At 59.3% G+C, this 26,666-nt stretch carries 22 protein-coding genes, 2 tRNA genes and 1 pseudogene; 4 read left to right on the forward strand and 21 right to left on the reverse strand.

What is annotated here, in order from left to right:
• The first annotated feature begins 267 nt into the window (after positions 1 to 267).
• Positions 268 to 1,443 (forward strand): glycosyl hydrolase family 18 protein, encoded by a 1,176-nt coding sequence (locus tag GZ092_RS16035; protein WP_293637881.1) that lies wholly within the window; start codon positions 268 to 270, stop codon positions 1,441 to 1,443.
• Between the two features lie 158 nt (positions 1,444 to 1,601).
• Here the strand turns inward: GZ092_RS16035 and GZ092_RS16040 are convergent, their stop codons facing one another.
• Positions 1,602 to 1,982 carry a response regulator gene (locus GZ092_RS16040; protein WP_293637882.1) on the reverse strand — a complete coding sequence of 127 codons (381 nt, stop codon included), beginning with the start codon at positions 1,980 to 1,982 and terminating at the stop codon, positions 1,602 to 1,604.
• Between the two features lie 463 nt (positions 1,983 to 2,445).
• On the opposite strand from GZ092_RS16040, the gene GZ092_RS16045 reads away from it, so the two are divergent.
• Positions 2,446 to 3,576 carry a HAMP domain-containing sensor histidine kinase gene (locus GZ092_RS16045; protein WP_293637883.1) on the forward strand — a complete coding sequence of 377 codons (1,131 nt, stop codon included), beginning with the start codon at positions 2,446 to 2,448 and terminating at the stop codon, positions 3,574 to 3,576.
• Between the two features lie 119 nt (positions 3,577 to 3,695).
• On the forward strand, positions 3,696 to 4,523 hold the full coding sequence (locus GZ092_RS16050; protein ID WP_293637884.1) for an RcnB family protein: 828 nt from the start codon (positions 3,696 to 3,698) through the stop codon (positions 4,521 to 4,523).
• Between the two features lie 240 nt (positions 4,524 to 4,763).
• On the opposite strand, the gene GZ092_RS16055 is transcribed toward GZ092_RS16050, so the two are convergent.
• Positions 4,764 to 4,940: a hypothetical protein gene (locus tag GZ092_RS16055; RefSeq protein ID WP_293637885.1), complete on the reverse strand. Its 177-nt coding sequence runs from the start codon at positions 4,938 to 4,940 to the stop codon at positions 4,764 to 4,766.
• A gap of 260 nt (positions 4,941 to 5,200) precedes the next feature.
• On the opposite strand from GZ092_RS16055, the gene GZ092_RS16060 reads away from it, so the two are divergent.
• Entirely contained in the window at positions 5,201 to 5,434 is a 234-nt protein-coding gene (locus GZ092_RS16060) for an integrase (RefSeq protein WP_293637887.1), read from the forward strand.
• Here the strand turns inward: GZ092_RS16060 and GZ092_RS16065 are convergent.
• The 19 genes and pseudogenes from GZ092_RS16065 to GZ092_RS16155 all read right to left on the reverse strand — a co-directional run.
• Positions 5,427 to 5,954 carry a hypothetical protein gene (locus GZ092_RS16065; RefSeq protein ID WP_293637888.1) on the reverse strand — a complete coding sequence of 176 codons (528 nt, stop codon included), beginning with the start codon at positions 5,952 to 5,954 and terminating at the stop codon, positions 5,427 to 5,429. The two genes, GZ092_RS16060 and GZ092_RS16065, sit on opposite strands and share 8 nt — an antisense overlap.
• 73 nt (positions 5,955 to 6,027) lie before the next feature.
• Positions 6,028 to 6,567, reverse strand: coding sequence for a hypothetical protein (locus tag GZ092_RS16070; protein WP_293637890.1), 540 nt, complete (start codon positions 6,565 to 6,567; stop codon positions 6,028 to 6,030).
• A 6-nt stretch (positions 6,568 to 6,573) separates the two neighbouring features.
• A tRNA-Phe gene (locus tag GZ092_RS16075) sits at positions 6,574 to 6,649 on the reverse strand.
• 58 nt (positions 6,650 to 6,707) lie between these two features.
• Complete coding sequence (locus GZ092_RS16080) at positions 6,708 to 7,385, reverse strand: response regulator (protein WP_293637892.1); 678 nt, start codon at positions 7,383 to 7,385, stop codon at positions 6,708 to 6,710.
• A gap of 79 nt (positions 7,386 to 7,464) precedes the next feature.
• A complete protein-coding gene (locus GZ092_RS16085; RefSeq protein WP_293637894.1) occupies positions 7,465 to 9,753 on the reverse strand; it encodes an ATP-binding protein in 2,289 nt (762 codons plus the stop codon).
• On the reverse strand, positions 9,750 to 10,385 hold the full coding sequence (locus GZ092_RS16090; RefSeq protein WP_293637896.1) for a DUF4390 domain-containing protein: 636 nt from the start codon (positions 10,383 to 10,385) through the stop codon (positions 9,750 to 9,752). Before GZ092_RS16090 ends, GZ092_RS16085 begins: the two co-directional genes overlap by 4 nt.
• Positions 10,366 to 11,718: a 16S rRNA (cytosine(967)-C(5))-methyltransferase RsmB gene (gene rsmB, locus GZ092_RS16095; protein ID WP_293637898.1), complete on the reverse strand. Its 1,353-nt coding sequence runs from the start codon at positions 11,716 to 11,718 to the stop codon at positions 10,366 to 10,368. Before rsmB ends, GZ092_RS16090 begins: the two co-directional genes overlap by 20 nt.
• A gap of 304 nt (positions 11,719 to 12,022) precedes the next feature.
• Positions 12,023 to 13,039, reverse strand: coding sequence for a M48 family metalloprotease (locus tag GZ092_RS16100; RefSeq protein WP_293637900.1), 1,017 nt, complete (start codon positions 13,037 to 13,039; stop codon positions 12,023 to 12,025).
• A 20-nt stretch (positions 13,040 to 13,059) separates the two neighbouring features.
• Positions 13,060 to 13,653, reverse strand: a complete 594-nt coding sequence (locus tag GZ092_RS16105; RefSeq protein ID WP_293637902.1) for a LemA family protein — start codon at positions 13,651 to 13,653, stop codon at positions 13,060 to 13,062.
• A gap of 277 nt (positions 13,654 to 13,930) precedes the next feature.
• Positions 13,931 to 18,145 carry a DNA-directed RNA polymerase subunit beta' gene (rpoC, locus tag GZ092_RS16110; protein WP_293637904.1) on the reverse strand — a complete coding sequence of 1,405 codons (4,215 nt, stop codon included), beginning with the start codon at positions 18,143 to 18,145 and terminating at the stop codon, positions 13,931 to 13,933.
• Between the two features lie 75 nt (positions 18,146 to 18,220).
• The gene (rpoB, locus tag GZ092_RS16115) at positions 18,221 to 22,345 is read right to left on the reverse strand and encodes a DNA-directed RNA polymerase subunit beta (protein WP_293637906.1); all 4,125 of its coding nucleotides are present in this window, start codon (positions 22,343 to 22,345) and stop codon (positions 18,221 to 18,223) included.
• A 324-nt stretch (positions 22,346 to 22,669) separates the two neighbouring features.
• Complete coding sequence (gene rplL / locus GZ092_RS16120; protein WP_011803004.1) at positions 22,670 to 23,047, reverse strand: 50S ribosomal protein L7/L12; 378 nt, start codon at positions 23,045 to 23,047, stop codon at positions 22,670 to 22,672.
• A gap of 86 nt (positions 23,048 to 23,133) precedes the next feature.
• The gene (rplJ, locus tag GZ092_RS16125) at positions 23,134 to 23,685 is read right to left on the reverse strand and encodes a 50S ribosomal protein L10 (protein ID WP_293637907.1); all 552 of its coding nucleotides are present in this window, start codon (positions 23,683 to 23,685) and stop codon (positions 23,134 to 23,136) included.
• A 278-nt stretch (positions 23,686 to 23,963) separates the two neighbouring features.
• Complete coding sequence (gene rplA, locus GZ092_RS16130; RefSeq protein ID WP_293637909.1) at positions 23,964 to 24,659, reverse strand: 50S ribosomal protein L1; 696 nt, start codon at positions 24,657 to 24,659, stop codon at positions 23,964 to 23,966.
• Positions 24,656 to 25,090, reverse strand: coding sequence for a 50S ribosomal protein L11 (gene rplK / locus GZ092_RS16135; protein WP_196865016.1), 435 nt, complete (start codon positions 25,088 to 25,090; stop codon positions 24,656 to 24,658). The genes rplA and rplK overlap by 4 nt, the downstream gene beginning before the upstream one ends.
• A gap of 180 nt (positions 25,091 to 25,270) precedes the next feature.
• A complete protein-coding gene (gene nusG / locus GZ092_RS16140) occupies positions 25,271 to 25,798 on the reverse strand; it encodes a transcription termination/antitermination protein NusG (protein WP_293637919.1) in 528 nt (175 codons plus the stop codon).
• A 68-nt stretch (positions 25,799 to 25,866) separates the two neighbouring features.
• A complete protein-coding gene (secE, locus tag GZ092_RS16145; protein ID WP_293637915.1) occupies positions 25,867 to 26,250 on the reverse strand; it encodes a preprotein translocase subunit SecE in 384 nt (127 codons plus the stop codon).
• Between the two features lie 133 nt (positions 26,251 to 26,383).
• Positions 26,384 to 26,459: transfer RNA gene (locus GZ092_RS16150), tRNA-Trp, on the reverse strand.
• Positions 26,460 to 26,535: 76 nt separating this feature from the next.
• A pseudogene (locus tag GZ092_RS16155) lies at positions 26,536 to 26,666 on the reverse strand (elongation factor Tu); the annotation flags it as partial.

Genomic DNA, 26,666 nt, shown 5'->3' on the forward strand with positions numbered 1-26,666 from the left:
TCGAAACTGTGTGTTACTTCACACGGGTTGACCCTTATTAGCTCGACCGTCAAAATCCGCTGACTTTTCGTTCACCGGCCTGTTGTGCCGCTTTCGAATGAATTGCAGCCCGGGGAAGCATTGCCAGATGACGCGTGCCCTGCCCTGGCTTCGCCGTCCGGCGCCAGTGTGAATTTCAGCACTTTCTGGTCGCCAGGCTCCCGTTCAATCCGCAGTTATTCGGTTCATTCATTGGATCAAATGATCCTTTCACGCCCAAAATTCAACATGATGCATTCACGTCCCCAATTCAATTCGATCACCAAAGCCCTGACTGGCGCCCTTGTCCTTTGCCTGGGCCAGGCAGCCAGCGCGGCCGAGGTAGCCCCGTATTTTCATTCATGGGGCGGCTCGTTGAATGATGCGAAACAATCCGCCGGCATGAACAGTGCCATCCTTGCCTTTGCCGTCACCAACGGCAGTTGCGCGCTGGTCCCCGATCTGATGAACAAGCTGGCGGATGCGCGCACCTATGTCGGGTCAGGCGGCCAGCTGATGATTTCGTTCGGTGGTCAAAACGGCGTGTATGCAGAGATTGCCTGCAAGGACGACGACCAGCTGTTCAACCTGATGGAAAAGCTGATGAGCGACGCGAATACCCGCCGCTTCGACTTCGACATTGAAGGCCAGCAGTTGAAGGATGTGGAAGGCACGGCCCGCAGAGCGCGTGTTCTGGCGCGGCTACAGGCGAAGTATCCCGACCTGTATGTTTCCTTTACCTTGCCTGGCTGGCTGCGGGGCTTCAGCACCGATTCCATGAATTTGTTGAACACGAGCGTGGCAGCCGGCGTGCGAATCGACATGGTCAATGTGATGACGATGAGCTTCGGCGTCGAGAACCTGCGCACCATGGTGTCACCTTCCACCGTAGGCGAAGCGTCACTCACGACGTTCCGTGCTGCCGCCAACCAGATGGCGTCGGTCTTTCGCGGCAAGACCCAGGGACAGCTTCACGCCATGATGGGGATCACGCCCATGATTGGAAAGAACGATGATGGTTCGACCTTCACGCTCGATGACGCGCAAATGGTTGCCAACTTTGTCAGGCAAAACGGCGTGGGCCTGATTTCTTACTGGTCTTTTCAGAGAGACCGCGCGCAATCCAGCAATGGATCGACCAATCTGGCATCGTTCAGCGGTGTGGCGCAAACTGACTTCCAGTTCTACAACATCTTCAAGTCTTCCGGCGGCGCTGTGGCCGCTGCTGCCACCCCGGCCCCAGCCCCGGCGCAGGCAGCTGTTGTGGCGGGAAGCTGCAGCGCTGGAAGCTGGAACCAGGGCAAGCAGTATGCGGCGGGCAGCATCGTGTCCTATCAGGACAACAAGATGTATGTCGCCAAATTTGCCAACCCCGGCTACAACCCGACCATCAGCACCTACTACTGGTCGCAGTATTTTTGTTGAAGGATTTGAGTCCGGCCTGGACCCGTGTTCAAACGCGGGCACAGGAATGCAGAAGACCCAAAGTCTGATGAAGAACTTTGGGCATTCCTCCGGTCTGAAATAGCGGGCCCATGACGGTGATTCCAGTTCACCAGGGACATGGGCATTTCGATTTCTCGCTAGTCTTGATGATTCGCGCTCTCCTCAAACACGTAAGTCGTGAACTCATCAAGTTCCGTTGACTTGTCGAAAAACGCATCGGCACCCGCAGACATGCAAAGTTCGCGCATTTGCGGGGTCGGATAGTTCGTCAGCACGACCACTTTCTGCGCAAGCGTCGGACTCAGTTGCCTGATCACCTCAAGCCCATTGCCCTGGGCAAGCCACAGGTCCACCACCACCACGTCCCAGCAACACTGGTGCGTGCTCAGCCAGCGGCATGCTTCGCATTCGGTTCCCGACGAGCCGATCACACGCGTATCGGTCAGTTCCTCCAGGGCTTCGGCAAGCCACTCCAGAATGATCGGGTTGTCTTCAACAAGGTAGATTCTCAATTGCATGAACAAGGGTAACCAGTGGCCTGCAGGCGCAGGTAGGACACCGGCCTTCCTGCGCCTAAGGCTGATACGCCCGTTCCGCCTTTTCCCTGTGCATGCAGGGCACTGGCTGCGCACGCGGCACAGCCTATTCAAACACTGTGTGCGGCAACGCACATACGGTTTCATTTCAACGTGTTAACTTGGGCGGCTAAATTTCGACGCGACAGGGTTGGCGGTATTCGTTTTGAACAGCCAAGCTTTTTTTGGTACCAAACAGGCCTCTGGCGCATGCGCAGAAGGCGCGAAGAGCTATAAATTCAGTAGCAAAATTTCTGATGTCCTGCGCGCCGCGAGACAAGCTCAAGTTGATACCACGCTGGCTTTCACAGTATTGATGCAGCGTGCGTGCTGGGTCAGCGAATAACCGGTAGAGCCCGTCCATCGCAAATAAAAGGCTTGAAACGCCACGAGGATTGACTCCATGATGAACGACTTTTTAGCCAACAATCGGGCCGACCTGATTGCCAGGTGCATCGAAAAGGTTGCCAAAAGACCGAAACGGGCTGCTACCTCACTGCAGCTTAAAAACGGCATCCCGATGTTCATCGACCAGTTGACCAGAACACTGGCGGCCGAGCAAAACAATCAAGACGGCACCAGCCTTCAAATTTCCGGCCCGTCGGGCGGTGATGCGTCCAAATTGTCCGAAATGGGGCTCAGTGCGGCGGCACATGGCAAGGCGTTGCTGCACCTGGGCTACAGCGTGGACCAGGTCGTGCATGATTACGGCGACCTCTGCCAGGCCATCACGGACCTGGCCTTTGAGCGGGATGCGCCTTTCAGCATCGACGAATACCGCACCCTGAACCGTTGCCTGGACAATGCCATTGCGGACGCCGTGAGCGAATTCAGCGCCCAGCGCGATGCCGTCATCACGGTGCAGCAAGGCCTGCGTGAGAACGAGCAGCTGGGCTTTTTGATGCACGAGTTGCGCAACGCGCTTGGGACAGCCATCCTTGCGGTCACGGCCATGGAGATGGGCAACCTGACACCGGCCGGAGCCACCGGCGCCGTGTTGAAGCGCAGCCATGTGTCGATGGCCAGGCTGATCAGCAACGCCCTGGCCGAGGTGGCAGTCGAGGGCGGGCCACTCCGTCAACAGCAGCCCCTCTCGCTGGCGGCTTTCATCGCCGACGCCAAAAGCGACGCCGACCTGGATGCGGCCACGCGAGGGTGCCGTTTCACCGTGGCCGACGTGGACCCACGGCTGGGAATCGAGGTCAACCACGACCTGATGCTGGCCGCGCTGATGAACTTGCTGCACAACGCCTTCAAGTTCACGCACCAGCACACGGAGGTGACGCTGGAGGCGTACGCAGCGGGCGAGCGCATCCTGATCGAGGTGAAAGACCACTGCGGCGGCCTGCCCTCCGGCAACCCCGAAAAGCTGTTCACGCCCTTCAGTCAGCGCAGCGATGACAGGACGGGCGTCGGCCTTGGCCTGTCGATTGCCCGAAAAAACGTCGAGGCTGACGGCGGCACCCTGAGCGTTCAGGACAGGCCGGGCACGGGATGCATTTTCACCATCGACCTGCCGCGCCATTCGGTGGGCTGAGACGATTCGGCCCACAGTCGAATGCGCATACCTGATGCTGCGCCGACAGTATCGGTACGTTCGACGTACGGACACGTCCTGAAGGCACGACCGATGCAATTCGCTTCAGGGAGAAAGCCATGTTCGGGCTGCGGGCTGGCAAAATTTTCGGGGTGGTGAACAAGTATGGGCAATGCTGGTGGGCAACTATGACGGAAATGAAGCGTCGTTGCGGGACCATTGCTCCAGTGAGTGTGCCAGTTACCCCTTGCCCCGTGCCCGAGCAAGTCAAGCCAAGTGGGGCAGCAACATGCGGGCGCATCCTACAGAAGCCTGTCAGCGACGGCGTGATACTAACTGATGAGCTTGTTTTGAGCTTGATGGAATACACAATGACCCACTTCCTGCCCTCCCCCACCCCACGGCGCCTCGTCGCGCTGGCCATGGCCTCGCTTTTCCTTGCGGCAGCCCCCGGCTTTGCCAAGGACCATGGCGATGAAGGAAACGGCCAGGGAAAACACGCGCAGAAGGAATACCAAAAGGCGCAAAAACACGCTGAAAAAGAATATGCCAAGGATCGAAAGGATGATCAGAAGCAGTACGAAAAGGCGCACAAGCAGGCCGAAAAGCGTCAGCGTGAAGACATCAGGCAAGGCCGCTACTTCGATGACCGGCAACGCATCGCTGTGCAGCAGTACTACACCCATAACTACGGCAATGGCAAAAACTGCCCGCCGGGACTGGCCAAAAAGCACAACGGCTGCATGCCTCCGGGACAAGCCCGGAACTGGCAAGTCGGCCAGCGTGTGCCCAGAGGCGTGGTCGTTTACGCGGTACCCCAGCCCGTGATTCGCCTGCTGCCGCCTGCCCCATACGGTTATCGCTACGCCCGAATCGGCGGCGATATCGTTCTGGTGCAGCAACAAAACAACCTGATCGTGGACATCATCATCGGCCTGCTCGGCTGATCTGATTCGAGCAGACTGCGCAGCGGGACAGAAGAGAGCGACCCCGATCTGCGCCAAAATTTACCCACACAGTTTTTCATGCCTGTCGGCGCCGGCGCCGGTTTGACCAGGGGCGCCTAGTCGAATCGGCATCTGCGGCAACAAAAAGTCAGCAAAAAGCCCGCACGTGGCAGGCTTTAGGGATGCAGTGAGCTGCGGGTAAAAGTGAGTGGTTCACTGCTGAGAATCGGCCGATAGGGCTCAAGGTATGGTCTTTTTCTCGCCATGTTTATGCGGTCCAGTCGGCGAGTTGGCCGAACTCTTTTTGGCCTGCGCCTTGTCGCCGGTCTGGCCGGTATCTGCGGATTTCGTCGGTGAATGCTTTTTCCCACCTTGGGAGTCTTTGGTGTTTTGAGGCATCTTCATTCCTTGGGTCATGCGGCTGAACCCTTTCAACCGGTCAATACACTGTAGGCAGGTGCCAAGCGCTGCGCTGTGGGAAAAATAGCATCTGGCCGTAGGACGCGGCAATTGATAATTTCTTCTGGCACAGCCGACACACCAGCACGGTGATCACGCTCGATACGTGTCGGTGTGCAAGTCGTGCCTGTGCGTCATATTGCTTTCAGGTCACCGGTGAACTGGCGTCCACGATAACCCGAATCAATGAGCGTCCACGGCGCGCAATCAGCGCTTACTTGATCCAAGATGAAAATGGCCAGCTGTTGACTCAGTTTGCCCTGCGCTTACGCTTCGACAAAGCGCGCACGCTGGCGAAGGTGGATTTCCAGTTTCGGGATATTCGAGCGAAAGCAGCTACAGATACCGGTGACCTTGCACATTCACAAAAGTTACTTGCTCACAAGAATCGCGAGATGACCGAGCACTACGTTCGAACGCGGATAGGTGAACGCGTTAAACCGCTCAGGTGAAAGAAAAGGGTTTGTCTGGATAAGCCTCGAGTCCGGTATAGGACAGCCCAAACGCTTCTGAATTTTTCACCTCGATGCCCCACTCACGCAAAGATTTAGCAATGAAGTTCCGCTTGTGCGCGGGTGCTCTTGGATCAATGAATGCTGCGCTTATCATTCCGTCTGGCGTAGGTGCCGAGTAGTACTTGAAGTTCGTATCGTCGACGTTCGGCTGTGTAGCACTGTTCACCGATTGAAGCATTCTTAATATGTCTACCGATCCCTTGGCGGCTTCCAAAACAGAATTTTTAATTTCATCAAGGCCAGATTGCAACGAGGGCTCCCACCCGAATCGGAGTGCCACTCGGACCTCATCCTCATACTCATACTCAAATGCTTTGTGTTTGAGAACTGATGGTTCCAAAAAGCCCGTCCATTGCGATGATCTTTTTCTGCCATTAAAGCTCACATTTTCGAGCGAGAACTTTGTGTTTTTCACGACGCGACGAGCCAGTCGCGTTCGTCGGGCCAGGCGCTTCAAGAGGTGCTGCAAATCCTCATAGCGTGCTGGCAAAACTTCCGCAACACACAAGAATGCAGTCTGCTTACGCTCCTCATCCCCTATCGCGATAGTAGTACTGACTCCATTGCTCGGCTAGTGCTAGGGCGCAAAGCTCTTGTAGCTTACCTACAGACGTTTGAACCTTCACAGATGCCTGATCAGGCGAGTACATCGACCACATCGCATGTGACTCAGGATTTTTTGACCAACACGACACGAATCGGCAATTTCGCTCCGCATGAACCATTTTTGCGGCCGAGAACTCATCATGCGCCCCGAAACCTCCGCATCCTTCACCTCTTGCAGACGCATATAGGGTTTTCACAAGCCGGTCCACCCCCTCGTTTTGATCTGGGTAGGTGCTCACCCTGGTCATCCAAAGCCTTCTTTCACTCAACGTTTGCGCAAGTGAGAAAAAGTCGGTAATGCGGTAAAGAGGTGTCGAAGGCTCCAGCTTCGAGTTTTTGCGGATCAACTCGAGGAAAAGAGGTGCCAGATTCGTTTCTAATGCTTCAGGTGCCATCACGAAATGTAGAAATTCTGACATGATTGTAGAAACGCCCCAGAACCCGAAAAGGGCGCTGGGGCGCATGAACACTGGTGGCCTGGGGCGGAATCGAACCACCGACACAAGGATTTTCAATCCTCTGCTCTACCGACTGAGCTACCGGGCCTGAGCACATGAGTATATATCACCTGCAGGGCGGTTTTGCCCCGCTCCGGCGCCAAAATTCACAGGTTGCGCTTGCCGCGTGTCAGGTCAACGCCGAGCTGCTTGAGTTTTCGGTAAAGATGGGTTCGCTCCAGACCGGTTTTTTCAGCCACACGGGTCATGGAGCCGCCTTCCTTGGCCAGGTGGAATTCAAAGTACGCTTTTTCAAACTCGTCGCGCGCGTCGCGCAGCGGCTTTTCGAGCATGAAGCTCTGGGTTGACTGCAGACCCCTGTCGGCGGTGGCCATCAAAACACTGCCGGCCATGATGACTTCAGGCACAAAATCAACCAGGGGCGAAGTCGCCTTCAGCGCATTGGCGGGCGGCCGGGCCACCGTTCGGGCAAGGCCCTGTTCGACGGCCTTGAGCAGCTTTTGCAGCGTGATGGGCTTTTCCAGGAAGGCCATGGCGCCGATCTTGGTGGCTTCAACCGCCGTGTCGATGGTGGCATGTCCGCTCATCATGATGACGGGCATGGTCAGCAGCCCGCTGGACGACCATTCCTTGAGCAGGGTCACGCCATCAGTGTCGGGCATCCAGATATCGAGCAACACCAGATCGGGCCGCGCCAGGGCACGGGCAGCACGGGCCTGGGCGGCATTTTCAGCCAGATCGACCTGGTGTCCCTCATCATTGAGAATTTCTGAGAGAAGGTCGCGTATGCCGAGCTCGTCATCGACCACCAGAATATTTGCCATGATTGAATTGCTGCCTGCCTGTTGTTGATATGTTTGCTGCCAATATGAAGGTTTTGCGCCTGAATTGTCCGGGTCGCGGTCAAGTCGCAACGCCAAATGATAACGACACTTGCGCGCCCTGCACGATCCCCTCCACCACACGGTTTGAAATATCAATCCGCGCGCCATGTTCGTCGGCAATTTTCTTGACCACTGCCAGGCCCAGGCCGGTGCCTTTGACCTTGGTGGTGACGTAAGGCTCGAAGGCACGCTTGAGGATGTATTCCGGAAAACCCGCCCCATTGTCACGTACCGTCAGGCGTACCCGGTGCGAGCTGTCGGAATAGTCGGTCTTGAGGGTGACCAGGGCATGTTCCCTGCCTTCCTGTGCATCCTGCGCGTTTTGCAGAAGGTTGTGGATGACCTGGCGCAACAACTGGGCATCGCCCCGGATGGGTGGCGCGCGGGGATCGAGCTCGGCCACCACGGGCACCACCGGACCTGCCGCATCGCCGTGGTAGAGCTGCAGCACGTCGCCCACCAGCGCATTGAGGTCCACCGCCACCAGTTCGGCGGCCGGCAGGCGGGCATAGTCGCGGAACTCGTTGACCAGCCGCTTCATGGCGTCCACCTGGTCAACAATCGTCTTGACCGACTTGGTCAGCAGCGCCTGTTCGACCGGCGCCAGTTTTCCATTGAGCTTCATTTCCAGCCGTTCGGCCGACAGCTGGATGGGCGTGAGCGGGTTCTTGATCTCGTGCGCCAGGCGGCGTGCCACCTCGCCCCAGGCCTGCGCACGCTGCGCCGACACCATGTCGGAAATATCGTCGAACACCAGCAGGTATTCCTCGGTGCCGGGCATCTTGGCGCCGCGCGCAATCAGCGTGATGGCGTTGTCGCTGGCGCCGTGTCCCGCGCCATGCAGTTCAAACGACTGCTGCCAGTGCGCCAGCGTCTGGGCCGCATTGCTGAGGTAGTCGGCAAACTGCGCCAGCACGTCCTTTGCGAATACTTCCAGCCCCGGAACCTGCCCGAGCGGCTGGCCCTGATAGTCGTGCAGGGGGGCGCGCAGGATGCGGGTGGCGCCCGGATTGCTCGACTGGATGCGGCCCTGTACATCGAGCACGATGACGCCGGCGGTGAGGTTATCCAGGATGGTCTGCAAATTGGCGCGCGAGGCGTCCACCTGGCTCATGCTGTGCTGCACCGCCGACCGCGCATCGGCCAGCTGCTGCGTCATGTCTGCAAACGAGCGCGTCAGCCCGCCCAACTCGTCCTTGCCCTTGAGCGCGGCCTTGGGCGTCAGGTCGCCCTGGGCCACCTGCTTGACACCTTCGGCAAGCAGCAGCAGCGGCTTGGCCAGCTGGTTGCCCAGAATGACGGCCAGCAGCACCGCGCTGAACACCGCCAGGAACAGGCTGAGCGTCAGCGTGCCGATGTACATTTTCTGCAGCCCGCCGCGCGCCAGCGCCCGCTCCTGGTACTGGCGGTTGGCCTCCTGCACGGCGATCGCATTGGCCACCAGGCTGGCGGGCAGCACCGTGGTAATCTGCAGGAAACGCGATTGCCCGAGCACATTCAGGCTCGGGTTGTTGACGACGGCAATCGCCTTGACCCGGGCCGCCGTGGTGACGCCGGGCGCAGGCGGACCGGTGCTGGCGCCGAGTTCGCCATTGCCGCCCGGCACGACTTCATCCAGCCCTTCGATCTGGGTCGTCACCTGCTGGCTGCGCGCGCTGCGCAACTGCTGCACCGACGGCCGTTCAGGCTGGATCAGGAAGCGCGATTCACCGGCATTGGCAATCAGCTGGCCGGAGGCGCTCCAGAGCACCACGTCGCTGGCGCCAAGCTGCTCACGCAGGCGCTCCAGCGCCAGGCCTACCGTGGCGTCCGGCGTTTCCGCCAGTTGCGTGGCAGCCTGGCGCGTCTTGTTTCCCGTGTCTGCGGCGAGGGTGTCAAGGGTTGCGCGCCCCAGGTTCAGGCCGGCTGCAAGCGCGGACTCCACCTCGACATCGAACCAGCTTTCAATCGAACGCGAAACGAACTGGTAAGACACCACATAGATCATCAGGCCCGGCATCAGGCCGACCAGCGCAAAGATGGCGGCCAGCTTGACCAGCAGGCGGCTGCCAAAACGCCCCTGGCGCACCCGCAGCACCAGGCGCAGGGTGATCCACGCGACGACGCCGAGCAGCAGGACGGCGACGGCGACATTCAGGCCGAAAAGCAAGGCGTAATTGCGCTCGTACAGTTCGCGGTTGTCGGTCGCCTGGGTCAGCAGATAAAGCAGGACCAGGCCCAGCGCCACGATCACACCGGCCCCCACGCCGACGGTCCAGCGAAACGCAGGACTGCTTTTCAGGGCAATCAGCTTGACGGTGCGGCTCATTTACCGCCCTCGGCAGCGGGAGGCGCAGGCGTCAGGCGAAGCCGGTCCCTGAACTGGGCAGAAATGGTCCAGTCGCGCTGCCCGGCGACGCCGATCTGGAAAGGACGCGGCAACTGCGACAAATCAAGCCAGAAATTCAGGTTGAGCATGTATTGTTCGCCCGGATCGACCTCGGAGGCATCGGCAATTTTCCAGTGGGTCACGCGCTGGATGGCCGAAAGCGCTTCGGGCAGGCTTTCATAGTTCTGGCTCAGCGTGGCGCGCAGGCCCGACGAGCTGGTGATGAGGCCGGAAACGATGTTCACGCGCCAGCGGCCGGTCAGGGGCTGGTAGGCCAGTCGCAGGGTGCGGGCAGCGCTGGCCACGCGCAGGTCGGTCCAGTACCAGCGGTCGCGGTAAACATCGGCTTCGACGACGAAATAGACCGCAATCCCCTTGAGCAGCGCGTCCTCCACGACGGGCGGAACCTCAAACCGCACCACCGCCGAGAGGTAAACCCCGTCTTCGGTGCGCTCGGTGCGCAGCTGGGTGATCTCGGTCGGTGCTGCCGCCCAGGTCGCTGGCACCCACAGCAGGCACAGGATTGCAGCCAGCAGGCAATGCGCAATCGCTTCAAGCGCTGCGTTTTTCAACGACTGCGTAGTAAAAACCATCGTGTTCACGCATCAAATTGTCGGGGAATACGGCACCTTTGACACTCCCCTGCGGCAGCAAATGCCCGGGCGAAGGCATCAACACCGCATCCGGGTGGTCCGCGGCAAACGCCTGCGCCTGCTGCTCGCCTTCTGCCCTGAACACCGAGCAGGTGCAGTACACCATCCTGCCACCCGATTTGAGCAGCGGCCAGAGCGTGGCCAACAGCCGCGCCTGGATGGCCGCCAGCTGGGCAATGTCGGTGGGCCGGCGCAGCCAGCGCACGTCGGGATGGCGGCGCACGATGCCCGAGGCGGTGCACGGCGCGTCGAGCAGGATGCCGTCGTACGGCCGGCCATCCCACCAGTCGTTGGGCCGGCTGGCGTCGCCCACGACGATGTTCGCCTGCAGGCCCAGTCGCTTCAGGTTTTGTGCAATACGCTCGCAGCGCCTGGCGTCGATGTCCAGCGCGGTGACCTCGCAGTCAGCCAGTTCCAGCAGGTGCGCGGTCTTGCCGCCGGGCGCGGCGCAGGCATCCAGGATGCGCAGGCGGGGCTGGCCCTCGCCAGCGGCCATGAGGCCATCGAGCAGCAAGGGCGCGGCCAGCTGGGCAGCGGCATCCTGCACCGAAAAATGGCCTTCGGCAAACCCCGGCAGCGACATCACCGACCGCGCCTCGGTCAGGACCACGCCATGTTCCCCGATGGGGAACGCTCCTATATCCATAGCTAACAACGCTTGCACGTATTGCGCAGGAGTCGTTTTTCGTTCATTAATCCGCAAAATCAGCGGGGCGCGGCTGTTGTTGGCGCGCAAGATGTCCTGCCACTGCGTTGGATGGTCCTTGCGCACCCGGTCTATCCACCACTGCGGATGGTTCCAGACCGCCAGCGGACTTTTTTCGGTCAGCGCCATCAAGGCGTCGCGCTCGCGCAGGAAGCGGCGCAGGCAGCCGTTGATGAAACTGGCCTGGTGCAGCGTGGCGTCGCTGCGCTTGGCCGCTTCCACCGCCTGGTCAACCAGCGTGTGCGCGGTGTAAGGCGCCGCTTCCTCGCCGCAGGCCAATGCCAGCGCCACGCACAGCAGCGCATCGGCTTCAGGCGGCGGCGGGCGCTTGGCGAGTTGCTGGCGCAGCGCTTCGGCCCGGCCCAGCCAGCGCAGCGCATGAAAGGCCAGCGCCTGGACGCCGGGACGGAGTTGCGCATCGACGTCTTCCAGCGCCGGCGTCATCGACTGGCCGTCGCGCACGGCCAGTAATATGGAAGCGGCGCCTTGAAGCTGGCGCCATAACGGGACTTGGGCGGACGGGGAAGAATTCGGTTGAGGTTGCATCGGTTCGGTGTGGTCAAGGCCGGCCTTGCACCGGCCGGCGTGAATCCGCCCGGACGGCGGGCGGCAATTTCGCCCTATTAGACCAGCCCCGGCCCCGGTCGGGACAAAGCCCTTGTGCAGCACCGGCAGGGCCGGGTGCACGAAAAGGGGGCCAGGCCAGAGCGGAACCGGTTTGACCGACCCTCACGGCAGGCAGGAAATACCGTATTTTTGCTACTTAAACCATAGCTTCCAGCGCATACGCAGCGTGCGCAAGAAGCCTGTTTGATGTCAAAAAACATTTTCTGGTCAGAATGAATGCACTCTAGAACAGGGCGTCGGGCCGCGTCACGGCCTCGTCGTGCCGGGCAGACAGCATCGGCATCGACCGGCCGTAAATCCGGCGGATGCGTTCGGCCAGTGGCGGGTGGCTGGCAAACCAGCGCGTCGGGGCGGCGTCGCTGACCAGCAGCATATGGTGCACCGCCGGGTGCAGATGATGCGTCCTGCCACCCGGCCGCCGTCCGGCGCTGGCCCTTTCCCCGGCGACCTTGCGCAGCACGCCGCCCAACCCGTCCTTGCTGCGGGTGAATTGCACGGCGCGCGCATCGGCCAGGAATTCGCGCTGGCGCGAGACGGCAGCCTTCAGCGCCCGGCCCGCCAGCCAGCCCAGCGAGCCGGTGCTCATGATGGCAAAGCCCGGCAGCGCCAGAAAGGAGCGGTTGCCGTTTTCATCAATTTCGCACATGCGCTGGCCCAGGCTAAAAATCATCTCCAGCCCGCACACCATGCCCGCCAGCCGCATGTTCAGCCGGGTATCGCCTTCGCGCAGATGGCTGAACTCGTGTGCCAGCAGGCCTTGCAGTTCATCGCGGCTCAGACGATCGAGCGCGCCCTGCGTGACCGCCACGATGGCGTCGTCTTCGTCCCAGCCGGCGGCAAAGGCGTTGATGCTGTCCTCGCGCGGCAGCACCATCGCCTGGGGCGGCTTCATGCTGGCGGCAATTGCCAGCTCATGGACGATGTTGCACAGGCGCTGCTCGGCCTCGCGACTGGCCGGCCAGGCTTCCCGGGCGCCCGCCTGACGCGCCAGCGCCTGGCCACCGCCGTCCAGCACCGAGGTTTCCAGCCACCAGCCGCCCAGCACGAACAGCAGCGTCATGCCGGTGTTGACACTGAAAAAATACGCCGGATAGCCGGTCCAGCCCGGCGTCACCAGCCTCCAGGTCAGCGCCAGCGCGCCATTGACCGACAGCACCAGTGCCAGCACGGCCAGGCCAAACAGCATCAGCAGACGCAGGGTTTGCGCCCGGGCCTTTTCCTGCGCTTGAAAAAACCGCATTTATTGATCCCCCAGGTCGCTCACATCTGGATGCGAACCGCCTGGCGCTCTGTGGCGTTCTCGGTGGCCTGCAGCATCACGGAGGGCGCGAAACCGAAAGCACGGGCGAGCAGCAGCGCAGGAAACTGGCCCTGCGCATTGTTGTAGTCAAGCACGGCGTCGTTGTAGGCCTGGCGGGCAAAGCCGACCTTGTTTTCGGTGCTGGTGAGTTCTTCGCTGAGTTCGCGGATCGTCTGGTCGGCCTTCAGGTCGGGATAGGCCTCGGCCAGCGCAAACAGCCGGCCCAGGCTGCCGTCCAGCGTCTGCTCGGCGGCGGCCAGCGCGATGACCGCATCGGCCTGGCCGGGACGGCTTCGCACGGCATCGCTGGCACTGCGGGCCTGGTTGCGGGCGGCAATCACCGCTTCCAGCGTGACTTGCTCATGCTCCAGGTATTTTTTGGCCGCCTCCACCAGGTTGGGAATCAGGTCGTAGCGGCGCTTGAGCTGGACATCGATCTGGCCGAACGCATTGGCAATGACGTTCTTGAGCCGCACCAGCCGGTTGTAGGCACCCACCGCCCAGAACACCAGCATGGCCAGCAGGGTAAGGGAAACAATTGTTTGCAATGACATGGGCAAATTCCTTGTGAAGCAGGACAGTTTCGCACTGAAATCAGTCTTTTATCTAGCCATCAGGGGCGACAGGTGCAAGGTTGACGCCAGTTTTTCTACGCCTTGAACACATCCCACCGTCGCATCGCTACTTTTTTAATAGCTGTCAATGCACGCCCAGATTGCGCGAAAACCTGATTTCATTAAGAAAAAGCGGTTTTCCAGCCATGAAAAAAAGCCCCGCACTTTTTCAAGGGCGGGGCCGGGTGCCTGTCAAGGCACCGTGCGTTCGCAGAAGTTACTCGGCGGCGGCGTTTTCATCGCTGGTTTCAGCCTGCGAGGCTTCCAGTTCGGCGGCTTCGGACTCGGCAATGGCGCGACGCTCGGAGTCGTCCATCAGGTCCTTGGCCTTGCGCGCTTCGTGGTAGGCCATGCCGGTACCGGCAGGAATCAGACGACCGACGATCACGTTTTCTTTCAAACCGCGCAACTCGTCGCGCTTGCCCATGATGGCCGCCTCGGTGAGAACGCGGGTGGTTTCCTGGAAGGAAGCCGCCGAGATGAAAGAATCGGTGGACAGCGATGCCTTGGTGATACCGAGCAGCAGGTTGCTGAAGGTGGCCGGAATCTTGCCATCGGCGCGCAGGGCGTCGTTGACATCCAGCAGCGCCGAACGCTCGACCTGTTCACCGGCGATGTAGGTGGTGTCGCCGACGTTTTCAACGACCACGCGGCGCAGCATCTGGCGAACAATCACTTCAATGTGCTTGTCGTTGATCTTCACGCCCTGCAGGCGGTAAACGTCCTGCACTTCATCGACGATGTAACGGGCCAGTTCGGCCACGCCCAGCAGGCGCAGGATGTCCTGCGGATCGGCCGGGCCATCGACAATCGACTCGCCCTTGTTGACCACCTGGCCTTCGTGCACCAGAATGTTCTTTTCCTTCGGAACCAGGTCTTCCCAGACCTTGCCTTCGGGATCGGTGATCTGCAGGCGAATCTTGCCCTTGGTCTCTTTGCCGAACGACACGGTGCCGGTCATCTCGGCCAGCGTGCCCTTGTCTTTCGGCGTACGGGCTTCGAACAACTCGGCGACACGCGGCAGACCGCCGGTGATGTCTCGCGTTTTCTGGCCTTCGATCGGGATGCGGGCCAGCACTTCGCCTGGGCCCACGTCCTGGCCGTCACGCACCTGAACCAGCGCGCCGATCTGGAAGCCGATCGTCACCGAATGGTCGGTGCCGGGGATTTTTACTTCGTTGCCTGTCGCATCGATCAGCTTGACGCCAGGACGAATCACCTTGGTCGCGCCGCGACGCTTCGGATCGATCACCACCAGGGTGGACAGACCGGTCACGTCATCGACCTGCTTGGCCACGGTCACGCCTTCTTCCACATTCTCGAACTGCACCTTGCCGGCGAATTCGGTGATGATGGGGCGTGTCAGCGGGTCCCAGTTGGCCAGGATCGCGCCAGCCTTGATGGTCTGGTCGATCTTGACCGTCAGCGTCGCGCCGTAAGGCACCTTGTGGCGCTCGCGCTCGCGGCCATGCTCGTCATGAATGACGATCTCGCCGGAACGGGCAATCACCACCAGGTCGCCCTTGCCGTTGGTCACATAGCGCATCGGTGCGTTGAAACCGATCACACCGTTGGACTTTGCTTCGACGCTCGAAGCAATGGCGGCGCGCGATGCTGCGCCACCGATGTGGAAGGTCCGCATCGTCAGCTGCGTGCCGGGCTCGCCGATCGACTGGGCAGCAATGATGCCGACCGCCTCGCCGATGTTGATCAGGCCGCCGCGACCCAGGTCACGGCCGTAGCAACTGGCGCACAGGCCGAAGCGGGTTTCGCAGGTCAGCGCGGTGCGTACCTTGACTTCGTCAACGCCAGCGGCTTCGAGCCCGTCGATGATGTCCTCGTCCAGCATGACGCCGGCCTTGGTCAGCACCGAGCGGTTCTCGGGGTGCAGCACGTCCTCGACGATGGTGCGGCCCAGAACCCGGTCGCGAAGCGATTCGATGACTTCGCCGCCTTCGACAATGGCGCGCATGACCGAGCCATCAAGCGTGCCGCAGTCGTGTTCGGTCACGACCAGATCCTGCACCACGTCGCACAGACGGCGGGTCAGGTAGCCCGAGTTGGCAGTTTTCAGCGCCGTGTCAGCCAGACCCTTGCGGGCGCCGTGGGTGGAGATGAAGTACTCCAGCACGTTCAGGCCTTCGCGGAAGTTCGCGGTGATGGGCGTCTCGATGATCGAGCCGTCAGGCTTGGCCATCAGACCCCGCATACCAGCCACCTGGCGAATCTGCGCGGCGGAACCGCGCGCGCCGGAGTCGGCCATCATGTAGATCGAATTGAACGAATCCTGCTCGACCAGATTGCCGTGGCGGTCAATGACCTTTTCCTTGGACAGCTGGGCCATCATGGCCTTCGACACGTCGTCGCCCGACTTGCCCCAGATGTCCACCACCTTGTTGTAGCGCTCGCCGGCCGTCACCAGACCCGAGGTGTACTGCTGCTCGATCTCTTTGACTTCCTTCTGGGCGTGCGCAATGATCGCGGTCTTTTCCTTGGGCACCAGCATGTCTTCGATACAGATCGAAATGCCGGCCCGGGTCGCCAGGCGGAAACCCGACTGGAGCAGCTTGTCGGCAAATACAACGGTCTCTTTCAAGCCGCACTTGCGGAAAGACACGTTGATCAGCTTGGAGATTTCCTTTTTCTTCAACGCCTTGTTGATGTTGGAGAAAGGCAGTCCCTTGGGCAGGATTTCCGACAGGAGTGCACGGCCGCCGGTGGTTTCCCACAGCTTGGTCGAGGGCACGAACTCGTTGGTTTCCTTGTCCTTGCTCCACTCGGTCAGGCGCACGCTGATGCGGGCGTTCAGGTCGAGTTCACCCGCGTCAAAGGCGCGGCGCACTTCGCCGGTGTCCGAAAACACCAGGCCTTCGCCCTTGCCGTTGGTGCGGTCGCGGGTCGTGTAGTACAGGCCCAGCACCACGTCTTGCGAAGGCACGATGGAAGGCTCGCCGTTGGCCGGGAACAGGATGTTGTTCGACGCCAGCATCAGGGTGCGGGCTTCCATCTGCGCCTCGACCGACAGCGGCACGTGAACGGCCATCTGGTCACCGTCAAAGTCGGCGTTGAAGGCCGAGCAAACCAGCGGGTGCAACTGGATCGCCTTGCCTTCGATCAGGATCGGCTCAAACGCCTGGATACCCAGACGGTGCAGCGTAGGCGCACGGTTGAGCATCACCGGATGCTCCTTGATGACCTCTTCCAGAATGTCCCAGACCACTGGCGTGCCGGTTTCGACTTCCTTCTTGGCCGCCTTGATGGTGGTGGCAATGCCACGCACTTCGAGCTGCGCAAAGATAAAGGGCTTGAACAGTTCCAGCGCCATCAGCTTGGGCAAGCCGCACTGGTGCAGCTTGAGCGTCGGGCCCACGGTGATCACGGAACGACCCGAGTAATCGACGCGCTTGCCCAGCAAGTTCTGGCGGAAACGGCCTGACTTGCCCTTGATCATGTCGGCCAGCGACTTGAGTGCGCGTTTGTTGGCACCGGTCATGGCCTTGCCACGGCGGCCGTTGTCCAGCAAGCTGTCGACAGCTTCCTGCAGCATGCGCTTTTCGTTGCGCGCAATGATTTCAGGCGCTTTCAATTCCAGCAAGCGGCGCAGACGGCTGTTGCGGTTGATGACGCGGCGGTACAAATCGTTCAGATCAGAGGTCGCAAAGCGGCCACCGTCCAGCGGCACCAGGGGACGCAGGTCCGGCGGCAGCACCGGCAGCACGTCGAGCACCATCCATTCGGGCTTGATGCCGGATTTCTTGAATCCTTCCATCAATTTCAAGCGCTTGGCGTTTTTCTTGATCTTGATCTCGGAGCCGGTCAGGTCATTGCGCAGCTTGTCTATCTCAACATCGAGGTCCAGCCCTTCGAGCAGGTCCTTGATGCCTTCGGCGCCCATCTTGGCGGTGTACTCGTCGCCGTATTCCTTGCGCTTGGCGTCGAAATCGTCTTCCGACATGATGCTGAATTTCTTCAGCGGGGTCATGCCGGGATCGGTCACCACATACGCTTCAAAGTACAGCACGCGCTCGATGTCGCGCAATGTCATGTCGAGCACCAGGCCCAGACGCGATGGCAGCGACTTCAAGAACCAGATGTGCGCGCACGGCGCGGCCAGGTCGATGTGACCCATGCGCTCGCGGCGAACCTTCGTCTGCGTGACTTCAACGCCGCACTTCTCGCAGATCACGCCGCGGTGCTTGAGGCGCTTGTACTTGCCGCACAGGCATTCGTAGTCCTTGATCGGGCCAAAGATCTTGGCGCAAAAAAGACCGTCGCGCTCTGGCTTGAAGGTGCGGTAGTTGATCGTCTCGGGTTTTTTGACCTCGCCGAAAGACCACGAACGGATCTTCTCGGGCGAAGCCATGCCAATCTTGATGGCATCGAAATGCTCATCGGGCGTGAACTGCTTGAACAGGTCTAGTAACGATTTCATGTGTAAATCCTCTTAATCAGTTGAGGACAGGGCAGATTGCGTCGCAATCCTGCCCTGTCCCGCAAGGCCACTGGACTAGCTGCGTTCGAGTTCCATGTCGATGCCGAGCGAGCGAATTTCCTTCACCAGCACGTTGAACGACTCCGGCATACCGGCGGTGATCGCGTGTTCGCCCTTGACGATGCTTTCGTACACCTTGGTACGGCCCACCACGTCATCGGACTTGACCGTGAGCATTTCCTGCAACACGTAAGCCGCGCCGTAGGCTTCCAGCGCCCACACTTCCATTTCGCCGAAACGCTGGCCACCGAACTGGGCCTTGCCGCCCAGCGGCTGCTGCGTGACCAGGCTGTAGGGACCGGTCGAACGTGCGTGCATCTTGTCGTCCACCAGGTGGTGAAGCTTCAGGAAGTGCATGTAGCCGACCGTCGTCGTGCGTTCGAAGGCATCACCGGTACGTCCGTCATACAGCTGCGCCTGGGTACGCGTCGGGCTCAAGCCCTTGGCCTTGGCCACTGCATCGGGATAAGCCAGTTGCAGCATGGTCATGATGTCTTCTTCCGAGGCGCCGTCAAACACCGGCGTGGCAAAAGGCACGCCAGCGGTCAGGTTCTGGGCCATCTCGACGACCTGCTCGTCCGACAGCGAGGCCAGGTCTTCCGTACGGCCCGACTTGTTGTACAGCGTGTCCATGAACTGGCGCAATTCGGCCACCTTGGACTCGGCCTGCAGCATGTCGCCAATCCGCTGGCCCAGGCCCTTGGCGGCCCAGCCCAGATGGACCTCGAGCACCTGACCCACGTTCATGCGCGAAGGCACGCCCAGCGGGTTCAGCACGATGTCGCACGGCGTGCCATCGGCCATGTGCGGCATGTCTTCGACCGGAACGATCTTGGACACGACACCCTTGTTGCCGTGGCGGCCGGCCATCTTGTCGCCGGGCTGCAAGCGGCGCTTGACAGCCAGGTAAACCTTGACCATCTTGAGCACGCCGGATGGCAGCTCGTCGCCCTGCGTCAGCTTCTTGCGCTTTTCCTCGAAAGACAAATCGAAACTATGGCGCGTCTGCTCCATCGAATTCTTGATGCTTTCGAGTTGCGAAGCGACTTCGTCATCAGCAGGACGGATATCGAACCAGTGATACTTCTCGACGTCGGTCAGGTAGGCCTTGTCGAGTTTTGTGCCCTTGGCCAGCTTTTTCGGGCCGCCATTGGCGATCTTGCCGATCAGCAGCTTTTCGATACGGTCGAAGGCATCGGCTTCCACGATACGCAGCTGGTCATTCAGGTCCAGGCGGTAGCGCTTGAGCTCGTCGTCGATGATCTGCTGGGCACGCTTGTCGCGCACGATGCCTTCACGTGTGAAGACCTGCACGTCAATGACGGTGCCCGACGAACCCTGGCTGACGCGCAGCGAGGTGTCTTTCACATCGCTGGCTTTTTCGCCGAAGATGGCGCGCAGCAGTTTTTCTTCGGGCGTCAGCGTGGTCTCGCCTTTTGGCGTGACCTTGCCCACCAGCGTGTCGCCCGGCTGGACTTCGGCACCGACATAGATGATGCCGGATTCGTCCAGACGGTTGAGCTGCTGCTCGGACAGGTTGGGGATGTCGCGGGTGATTTCTTCGGAACCGAGCTTGGTGTCACGCGCCATCACCACGAGTTCTTCGATATGGATCGAGGTGTAGCGGTCTTCGGCCACCACGCGCTCGGATATCAGGATCGAATCCTCGAAGTTGTAGCCATTCCACGGCATGAAGCCGATCAGCATGTTCTGGCCAATGGCGATTTCGCCCAAGTCGGTCGATGCACCGTCAGCCACCACGTCACCCTTGGCCAGATGGTCACCCATCTTGACGATGGGACGCTGGTGGATGTTGGTGTTCTGGTTGGAACGCTGGTACTTGATCAGGTTGTAGATGTCCACGCCGATTTCACCGGCAAGGGCTTCCGCATCGTTGACGCGTACCACGATGCGGGTGGCATCGACATAGTCAACGATACCGCCACGGGTGGCCGTGACCACCGTGCCCGAGTCCACTGCCGCCACGCGCTCGATACCGGTGCCGACGAGCGGCTTTTCCGGACGCAGCACGGGAACGGCCTGACGCGACATGTTGGCGCCCATCAGCGCGCGGTTCGCATCGTCATGCTCCAGGAACGGAACCAGCGAAGCAGCGACCGACACGATCTGCGCCGGCGACACGTCCATGTACTGGACGCGCTCGGCACTTACCAGGATGGACTCGCCTTTTTCACGGGCGGATACCAGGTCGCCGGTCAGGCGGCCTTCCTTGTCCAGCGCGGCATTGGCCTGGGCGATCACATACTTGCCTTCTTCGATGGCCGACAAGTAATCGATGTCCATCGTCACCTTGCTGTCAGCCACCCGGCGGTACGGCGTTTCAATGAAACCGTATTCGTTCAGGCGGGCGTACAGGGCCAGCGAGTTGATCAGGCCGATGTTCGGGCCTTCAGGCGTTTCAATCGGGCAGACGCGGCCGTAATGGGTCACGTGCACGTCACGCACTTCAAAACCAGCACGCTCGCGGGTCAGACCACCGGGGCCAAGGGCCGAAACACGGCGCTTGTGGGTGATCTCGGCCAGCGGATTGGTCTGGTCCATGAACTGAGACAGCTGCGAGGCGCCGAAGAATTCCTTCAGGGCGGCCGAGATCGGTTTGCTGTTGATCAGGTCATGCGGCATCAGCGGCTCTTGCTCGGCCTGGCCCAGACGTTCCTTCACGGCCTTTTCGATACGCGCCAGACCGGTGCGGTACTGGTTTTCAGCGAGTTCGCCGACACAACGTACCCGGCGGTTGCCGAGGTGGTCAATGTCATCGACTTCACCGTTGCCATTGCGCAGATCGACCAGGATCTTGACGACGGCGAGGATGTCCTCGTTGGTCATGACCATCGGGCCGGTGGATTCATCGCGGCCCACACGGGCATTGAACTTCATGCGCCCCACGCGCGACAGGTCGTAGGTGTCCGGGTTGTAGAACAGGCGCTGGAACAGGGCCTGAACCGCGTCTTCCGTGGGTGGCTCGCCGGGGCGCATCATGCGGTAAATGGCGACACGTGCCGCAAACTCGTCAGCCGTTTCGTCGGCGCGCAGGGTTTGCGAAATGTAGGCACCCTGGTCGAGTTCGTTGGTGTACAGCACCTGGACATCATGGATGCCGGCGACGCGCAGCTTTTTCAGCAACGCTTCGGTCAACTCGTCATTGGCCTTGGCAATGATCTCGCCGGTGTCCGTGTCGATGATGTTCTTGGCAACGACACGGCCGATCAGGAAATCTTCCGGCACGCTGATGCTGGTGGTGCCACTTTGCTCCAGTTCGCGGGTATGTCGAACCGTGATGCGCTTGTCTTTCGCCACGACGACCTTGCCCGACTTGTCGGTCAGGTCAAAGCGGGCGACTTCGCCGCGCATGCGCTCGGCCACGAACTCCATCTGTGCACCACTGTCCATCAGGCGGAAATTGTCAAAGACAAAGAAGTTGGCCAGGATCGATTCGTGGTTCAGGCCAATGGCCTTGAGCAGGATCGTGACCGGCATCTTGCGGCGACGGTCAACGCGGAAGTACAGGATGTCTTTCGGATCGAACTCGAAATCGAGCCAAGAGCCACGGTAAGGGATGATGCGTGCCGAAAACAGCAGTTTTCCCGAGCTGTGCGTTTTGCCCTTGTCATGTTCGAAAAACACGCCTGGCGAACGGTGCAGCTGCGACACAATGACGCGCTCAGTGCCGTTGATGACAAAAGAGCCTTTGTCGGTCATGAGCGGCACTTCGCCCATGTAGACTTCCTGCTCCTTGACTTCCTTGACGACCTTGGACTGCGATGTCGATGACTCGCGGTCATAAATGATCAGTTGAACCTTGGCGCGCACGGCCGAGGCAAAGGTCAGTCCGCGGGTCTGGCATTCGCGTACATCGAAGGCCGGTTTGGCCAGGTTGTACTCGATGAATTTCATCTCGACAAAACCGTTGTGCGAGACAATGGGAAAAGCGTTTTGAAAGGCGGCCTGAAGGCCTTCAAGCATGCGTTTTTGGGGCGCGCGATCGGCTTGCAGGAATGCGATGTACGCATCTTTCTGCATTTGCAGCAAGTAGGGAACCGTCAACACGCTTTCGCGGTTTCCGAAGCTTTTACGGATGCGTTTGCGTTCGGTGAAACTGTAACTAGAAGTTAGGGCCATGAGTTCTCCGTCATGATGGGCTCTGGGACTCTCGAACCCGAATACACCACGTATTCAGGCAACTTGGTGGTTGGCCACTACCAACCATGGCGGACGGTGATGCATTGCACAGCACCCGGACCAAGGCGTTTCTGCAGTCGGGGATTCAGAAAACACTGGGAAAAAGACTTTTAATCCTTTTTCCAGTATTTTTTTCGTCCGGCGTAAAAGACACTTGTCTTTTGGGGAGTTAGAGGTGGCTCAGGCCGGTGTGTCGGGCTGAGCCTTAAACGGGGAAAGGCTGGAAGCCCGTAGAGGTCTTCCAGCCTTTTCGAACCGCAAGAATTACTTGAGTTCGACTTTCGCGCCGGCATCTTCCAGCTTCTTCTTGGCGGCTTCTGCGTCGGCCTTGTTGGCGCCTTCCTTGACGTTCTTCGGAGCGCCGTCCACCAGATCCTTGGCTTCTTTCAGGCCCAGACCGGTCAGTTCGCGCACGGCCTTGATGACCTGCACTTTTTGCGCGCCAGCTTCGAGCAGAACGACATTGAATTCGGTCTTCTCTTCAGCAACAGCAGCACCTGCACCGCCGCCACCAGCAGCGGGAGCAGCCATGGAAGCTGCGCTCACGCCAAACTTCTCTTCGATGGCTTTCACCAGATCGTTGAGTTCGAGGACCGTCATGCTGTCCAGCACGGTCAAAAATGCGTCTTTATCGAATGCCATTTTGAATTCCTAAAAAAATTTCTTTAACAGTTGGGGACAAGGCTTGGCGCCTGGGCGCTGCAACCTGTCCCTCAAAGGTCTGCTGTTTACGCCGCTGCGGCTTCGGTGACTTCTGCGGCAGGTTCTGCAGCCTCGGCCACTTCTTCTGCGCCAGCGCCACGTTGCGCGGACAGCGCTGCCAGCACGGCAGCGGTTCGCGAAATAGGCGACATCAGCAAGCCACACAACTGGGCCAGCAACACTTCCTTGGAAGGAATGCTGGCCAGTTGCTTAACGCCTTCGATATCCAGGGTTTTCCCAGCAAATGCACCTGCGCGAATCACCAGCTTGTCGTTGGTTTTTGCGAAGTCAGCCACTACTTTTGCAGCAGCGACGGCATCAATGGAAAAGCCGTAGATCAGCGGACCGGTCATCTGGTCGGACAAGACTTCGAATGCGCTACCTGCCACGGCACGGCGAGCCAGGGTGTTCTTCAGAACACTCAGGGTCACGCCTTTTTCGCGGGCTTGGCTGCGCAGCTTGGTCATGTCAGCGACCGTGATGCCACGGTATTCCGCCATCACGAGCGTTTGAGCTTTAGCGGCGAGGCCTGTCACTTCATCAATGACGGCTTGTTTCTCACTGCGGTTGAGACTCAAGGTCTACTCCTTAAAAATGTACTGTCGGGTTTTGGCAAGCTTGCACCTGCTTTCAACCCTTCAACACGCTCATGTTCAGCGACCAACTGTTTTCAGATTCTTTTCAAAACCATTCAAGCAGCGGGACCGCCATCTGCGTTGGCTGTCTTTCGATTAAGCGCACACCCTGATTGATTTATTCAAGCTGTGCACACCAACGGTCCTGGATGACCTGCAGGGGAAAACCCCGGCAGCCCACCACTCTGAACAACGCCTGCGCGTCGTTCAAATTTTTGCCTTTAAGCCGCGATGGTTTGCGTGTCAACGCGAACGCCCACACCCATCGTCGAGGATACGGCGACTTTCTTCAGGTATACACCCTTGCTGGTAGCAGGCTTGGCCTTGATCAGTGCGTCGATCAGTGCAGCCAGATTGCCTTGCAGCTTTTCAGTATCGAACGAACGACGACCGATGGTGCCATGCACGATACCGGCCTTGTCAACGCGGAACTGGACCTGACCAGCTTTTGCGTTGCGTACAGCCGTCGCAACGTCAGGCGTCACGGTACCGACCTTGGGATTGGGCATCAGGCCACGTGGGCCAAGAATCTGGCCCAGCGTACCGACGATGCGCATGGCATCAGGGGAAGCGATCACCACGTCAAAGTCCATCTTGCCGGCCTTGATGTCGGCAGCCAGATCGTCCATGCCGACGATGTCTGCACCGGCAGCCTTGGCTTCTTCAGCCTTGGCACCCTGGGCAAATACGGCAACGCGCTTGGTCTTGCCGGTGCCGTTGGGCATCACGACTGCGCCACGCACAACCTGGTCGGATTTCTTGGCATCGATACCGAGTTGCACAGCCACATCGATGGACTCATCGAACTTGGCGACAGCGAACTCTTTGACAAGTCCGAGTGCGTCAGGCAATGCGTACAGCTTGTTGCTGTCAACTTTGTCGCCGACGGTTTTTTGACGTTTGGTCAGCTTGCTCATACAACACCCTCCACCGTCACACCCATGGAACGGGCGGAACCGGCAATAGTACGGACTGCAGCATCCAGATCGGCGGCAGTCAAATCTTTCATCTTGGCCTTGGCGATATCTTCCAGCTGTGCGCGGGTGATCTTGCCAACCTTGGCGGAATGCGGCGTAGCCGATCCCTTGTCGAGTTTGATGGCTTTCTTGATCATGGAGACAGCAGGAGGTGTCTTGATGATGAAGGTAAAGCTCTTGTCAGCATAAGCCGTAATCACCACAGGCAGTGGTGTACCCGGCTCAATGCCCTGGGTCTGGGCATTGAATGCCTTGCAGAACTCCATGATGTTCAGACCACGTTGACCCAAAGCGGGTCCGATCGGTGGGGATGGATTGGCCTTGCCAGCTGGTACTTGCAGCTTGACGAAGCCGACGATTTTTTTCGCCATACTTTTCTCCTTGCGGGTCATAACGCCTGAAAACTGTCAAACAACAGCTCTCAAGCTTCCCGGGGGTTACACAACTCAAAATGGATTCCTGGAAATCCTTCACGCCGAGTTGCAAGACGCAAAATTTTATCTGCTCAGCCCACAGTGTTTACTGTGATTTCTTACGAGAAGAAACGGAAATCAGGTCTTTTCGATCTGGCTGAATTCAAGCTCAACCGGCGTCGCACGTCCGAAGATCGTGACCGACACGCGGACTTTGTTCTTTTCGTAATTGACTTCTTCCACGGTGCCATTGAAATCGGTGAAGGGGCCGTCCTTGACACGAACATATTCACCCGTTTCAAACTCGACCTTGTGACGCGGCTTGTCAGTGCCGACCTGCATCTGGCTGACGATCTTTTGCACCTCTTCCTCAGAAATGGGTGCTGGACGATTTTTTGCGCCGCCCACAAAACCCGTGACCTTGTTGGTGTGCTTCACCAGATGCCAGGTTTCGTCGTCCATGACCATTTCAACCAGCACATAACCCGGAAAGAAACGGCGTTCGGTCGTTTTCTTTTGGCCATTCTTGATCTCTACCACTTCTTCGGTAGGCACCAGGAAACGCCCAAACTTGGACTGCATCCCTGAGCGGTTGATGCGCTCGACAATATTGCGCTCAGCGGCTTTTTCCATGCCGGAATACGCATGCACAACATACCATTGCATGCCAGGCGCCAATGCATGGGATGCATCAGTCACAACATCTCTCGATGCCGTATCGTTCAGATCGCTCATTATCTTTTCCATCCCAGGATCAGGTCGTAAAACACCCATTCAAGCGTCTTGTCCGTCAGCCATAAAAACAATGCCATCACCACCACGAAGCCGAACACGTAAGCCGTCATCTGGATGGCCTCCCTGCGCTCTGGCCAAACGACTTTTTTAACTTCGCGAACCGAGTCGCGGCCAAAAGCCAGAAACTGCCTGCCAAGTTCGGAAGATACAAAAATAAGGACGGCAGCAACCAGACCTGCAAGCAGGGCGCCCCACTGCGCAACCTGGCCTTGCTTGGCCAGCAAATAAAAACCGACAAGGGATGCGAGCACCAACACCACAGCCAAACCCAGCTTGGCTTTGTCCGCATTGGTACTGACGGTTTCAACTTGTGTAGAGGCCATGGCTGCCGAATTTCCTGTTCAATCTTCATGCGCCCTTGCAGACGCTTAAGCCCACCCGAAGCTTTCAACTCCTGGCGGGCTTGCTTGTTATGTTTTCACACCGTCGTCGGCGTTGACCACCTCAACAATCGGGTGGCAGGGGCAGAAGGAATCGAACCATCAACCTTCGGTTTTGGAGACCGACGCTCTGCCAATTGAGCTATACCCCTGCATCAAACCTCTAAAACAGCTGAGGACGGAACAAAAATGCCCTGCATTTTTTGGCGCACCCCGGAAAAAAATTAATTACGCGAGGATCTTGGCCACAACGCCAGCGCCCACAGTACGGCCGCCTTCGCGGATGGCGAAACGCAGACCTTCTTCCATGGCGATCGGGTTGATCAGCTTGACCGTGATCGACACGTTGTCGCCGGGCA

This window comes from Polaromonas sp., assembly GCF_010365105.1.
Taxonomy (GTDB): Bacteria; Pseudomonadota; Gammaproteobacteria; order Burkholderiales; family Burkholderiaceae_C; genus Polaromonas.

Bases quoted from the DNA above. Each gene is read 5' to 3' on its own strand.
- rpoB (WP_293637906.1), bottom strand. From the start codon at position 22,345: ATGGCCCTAACTTCTAGTTACAGTTTCACCGAACGCAAACGCATCCGT.
- GZ092_RS16045 (WP_293637883.1), top strand. From the start codon at position 2,446: ATGAACGACTTTTTAGCCAACAATCGGGCCGACCTGATTGCCAGGTGC.
- GZ092_RS16080 (WP_293637892.1), bottom strand. From the start codon at position 7,385: ATGGCAAATATTCTGGTGGTCGATGACGAGCTCGGCATACGCGACCTT.
- GZ092_RS16050 (WP_293637884.1), top strand. From the start codon at position 3,696: ATGTTCGGGCTGCGGGCTGGCAAAATTTTCGGGGTGGTGAACAAGTAT.
- secE (WP_293637915.1), bottom strand. From the start codon at position 26,250: ATGGCCTCTACACAAGTTGAAACCGTCAGTACCAATGCGGACAAAGCC.
- GZ092_RS16035 (WP_293637881.1), top strand. From the start codon at position 268: ATGATGCATTCACGTCCCCAATTCAATTCGATCACCAAAGCCCTGACT.
- GZ092_RS16105 (WP_293637902.1), bottom strand. From the start codon at position 13,653: ATGTCATTGCAAACAATTGTTTCCCTTACCCTGCTGGCCATGCTGGTG.
- rplK (WP_196865016.1), bottom strand. From the start codon at position 25,090: ATGGCGAAAAAAATCGTCGGCTTCGTCAAGCTGCAAGTACCAGCTGGC.
- rplL (WP_011803004.1), bottom strand. From the start codon at position 23,047: ATGGCATTCGATAAAGACGCATTTTTGACCGTGCTGGACAGCATGACG.
- rpoC (WP_293637904.1), bottom strand. From the start codon at position 18,145: ATGAAATCGTTACTAGACCTGTTCAAGCAGTTCACGCCCGATGAGCAT.
- GZ092_RS16100 (WP_293637900.1), bottom strand. From the start codon at position 13,039: ATGCGGTTTTTTCAAGCGCAGGAAAAGGCCCGGGCGCAAACCCTGCGT.
- rplA (WP_293637909.1), bottom strand. From the start codon at position 24,659: ATGAGCAAGCTGACCAAACGTCAAAAAACCGTCGGCGACAAAGTTGAC.
- rsmB (WP_293637898.1), bottom strand. From the start codon at position 11,718: ATGCAACCTCAACCGAATTCTTCCCCGTCCGCCCAAGTCCCGTTATGG.
- GZ092_RS16055 (WP_293637885.1), bottom strand. From the start codon at position 4,940: ATGACCCAAGGAATGAAGATGCCTCAAAACACCAAAGACTCCCAAGGT.
- GZ092_RS16070 (WP_293637890.1), bottom strand. From the start codon at position 6,567: ATGCGCCCCAGCGCCCTTTTCGGGTTCTGGGGCGTTTCTACAATCATG.
- GZ092_RS16085 (WP_293637894.1), bottom strand. From the start codon at position 9,753: ATGAGCCGCACCGTCAAGCTGATTGCCCTGAAAAGCAGTCCTGCGTTT.
- nusG (WP_293637919.1), bottom strand. From the start codon at position 25,798: ATGCAATGGTATGTTGTGCATGCGTATTCCGGCATGGAAAAAGCCGCT.
- GZ092_RS16040 (WP_293637882.1), bottom strand. From the start codon at position 1,982: ATGCAATTGAGAATCTACCTTGTTGAAGACAACCCGATCATTCTGGAG.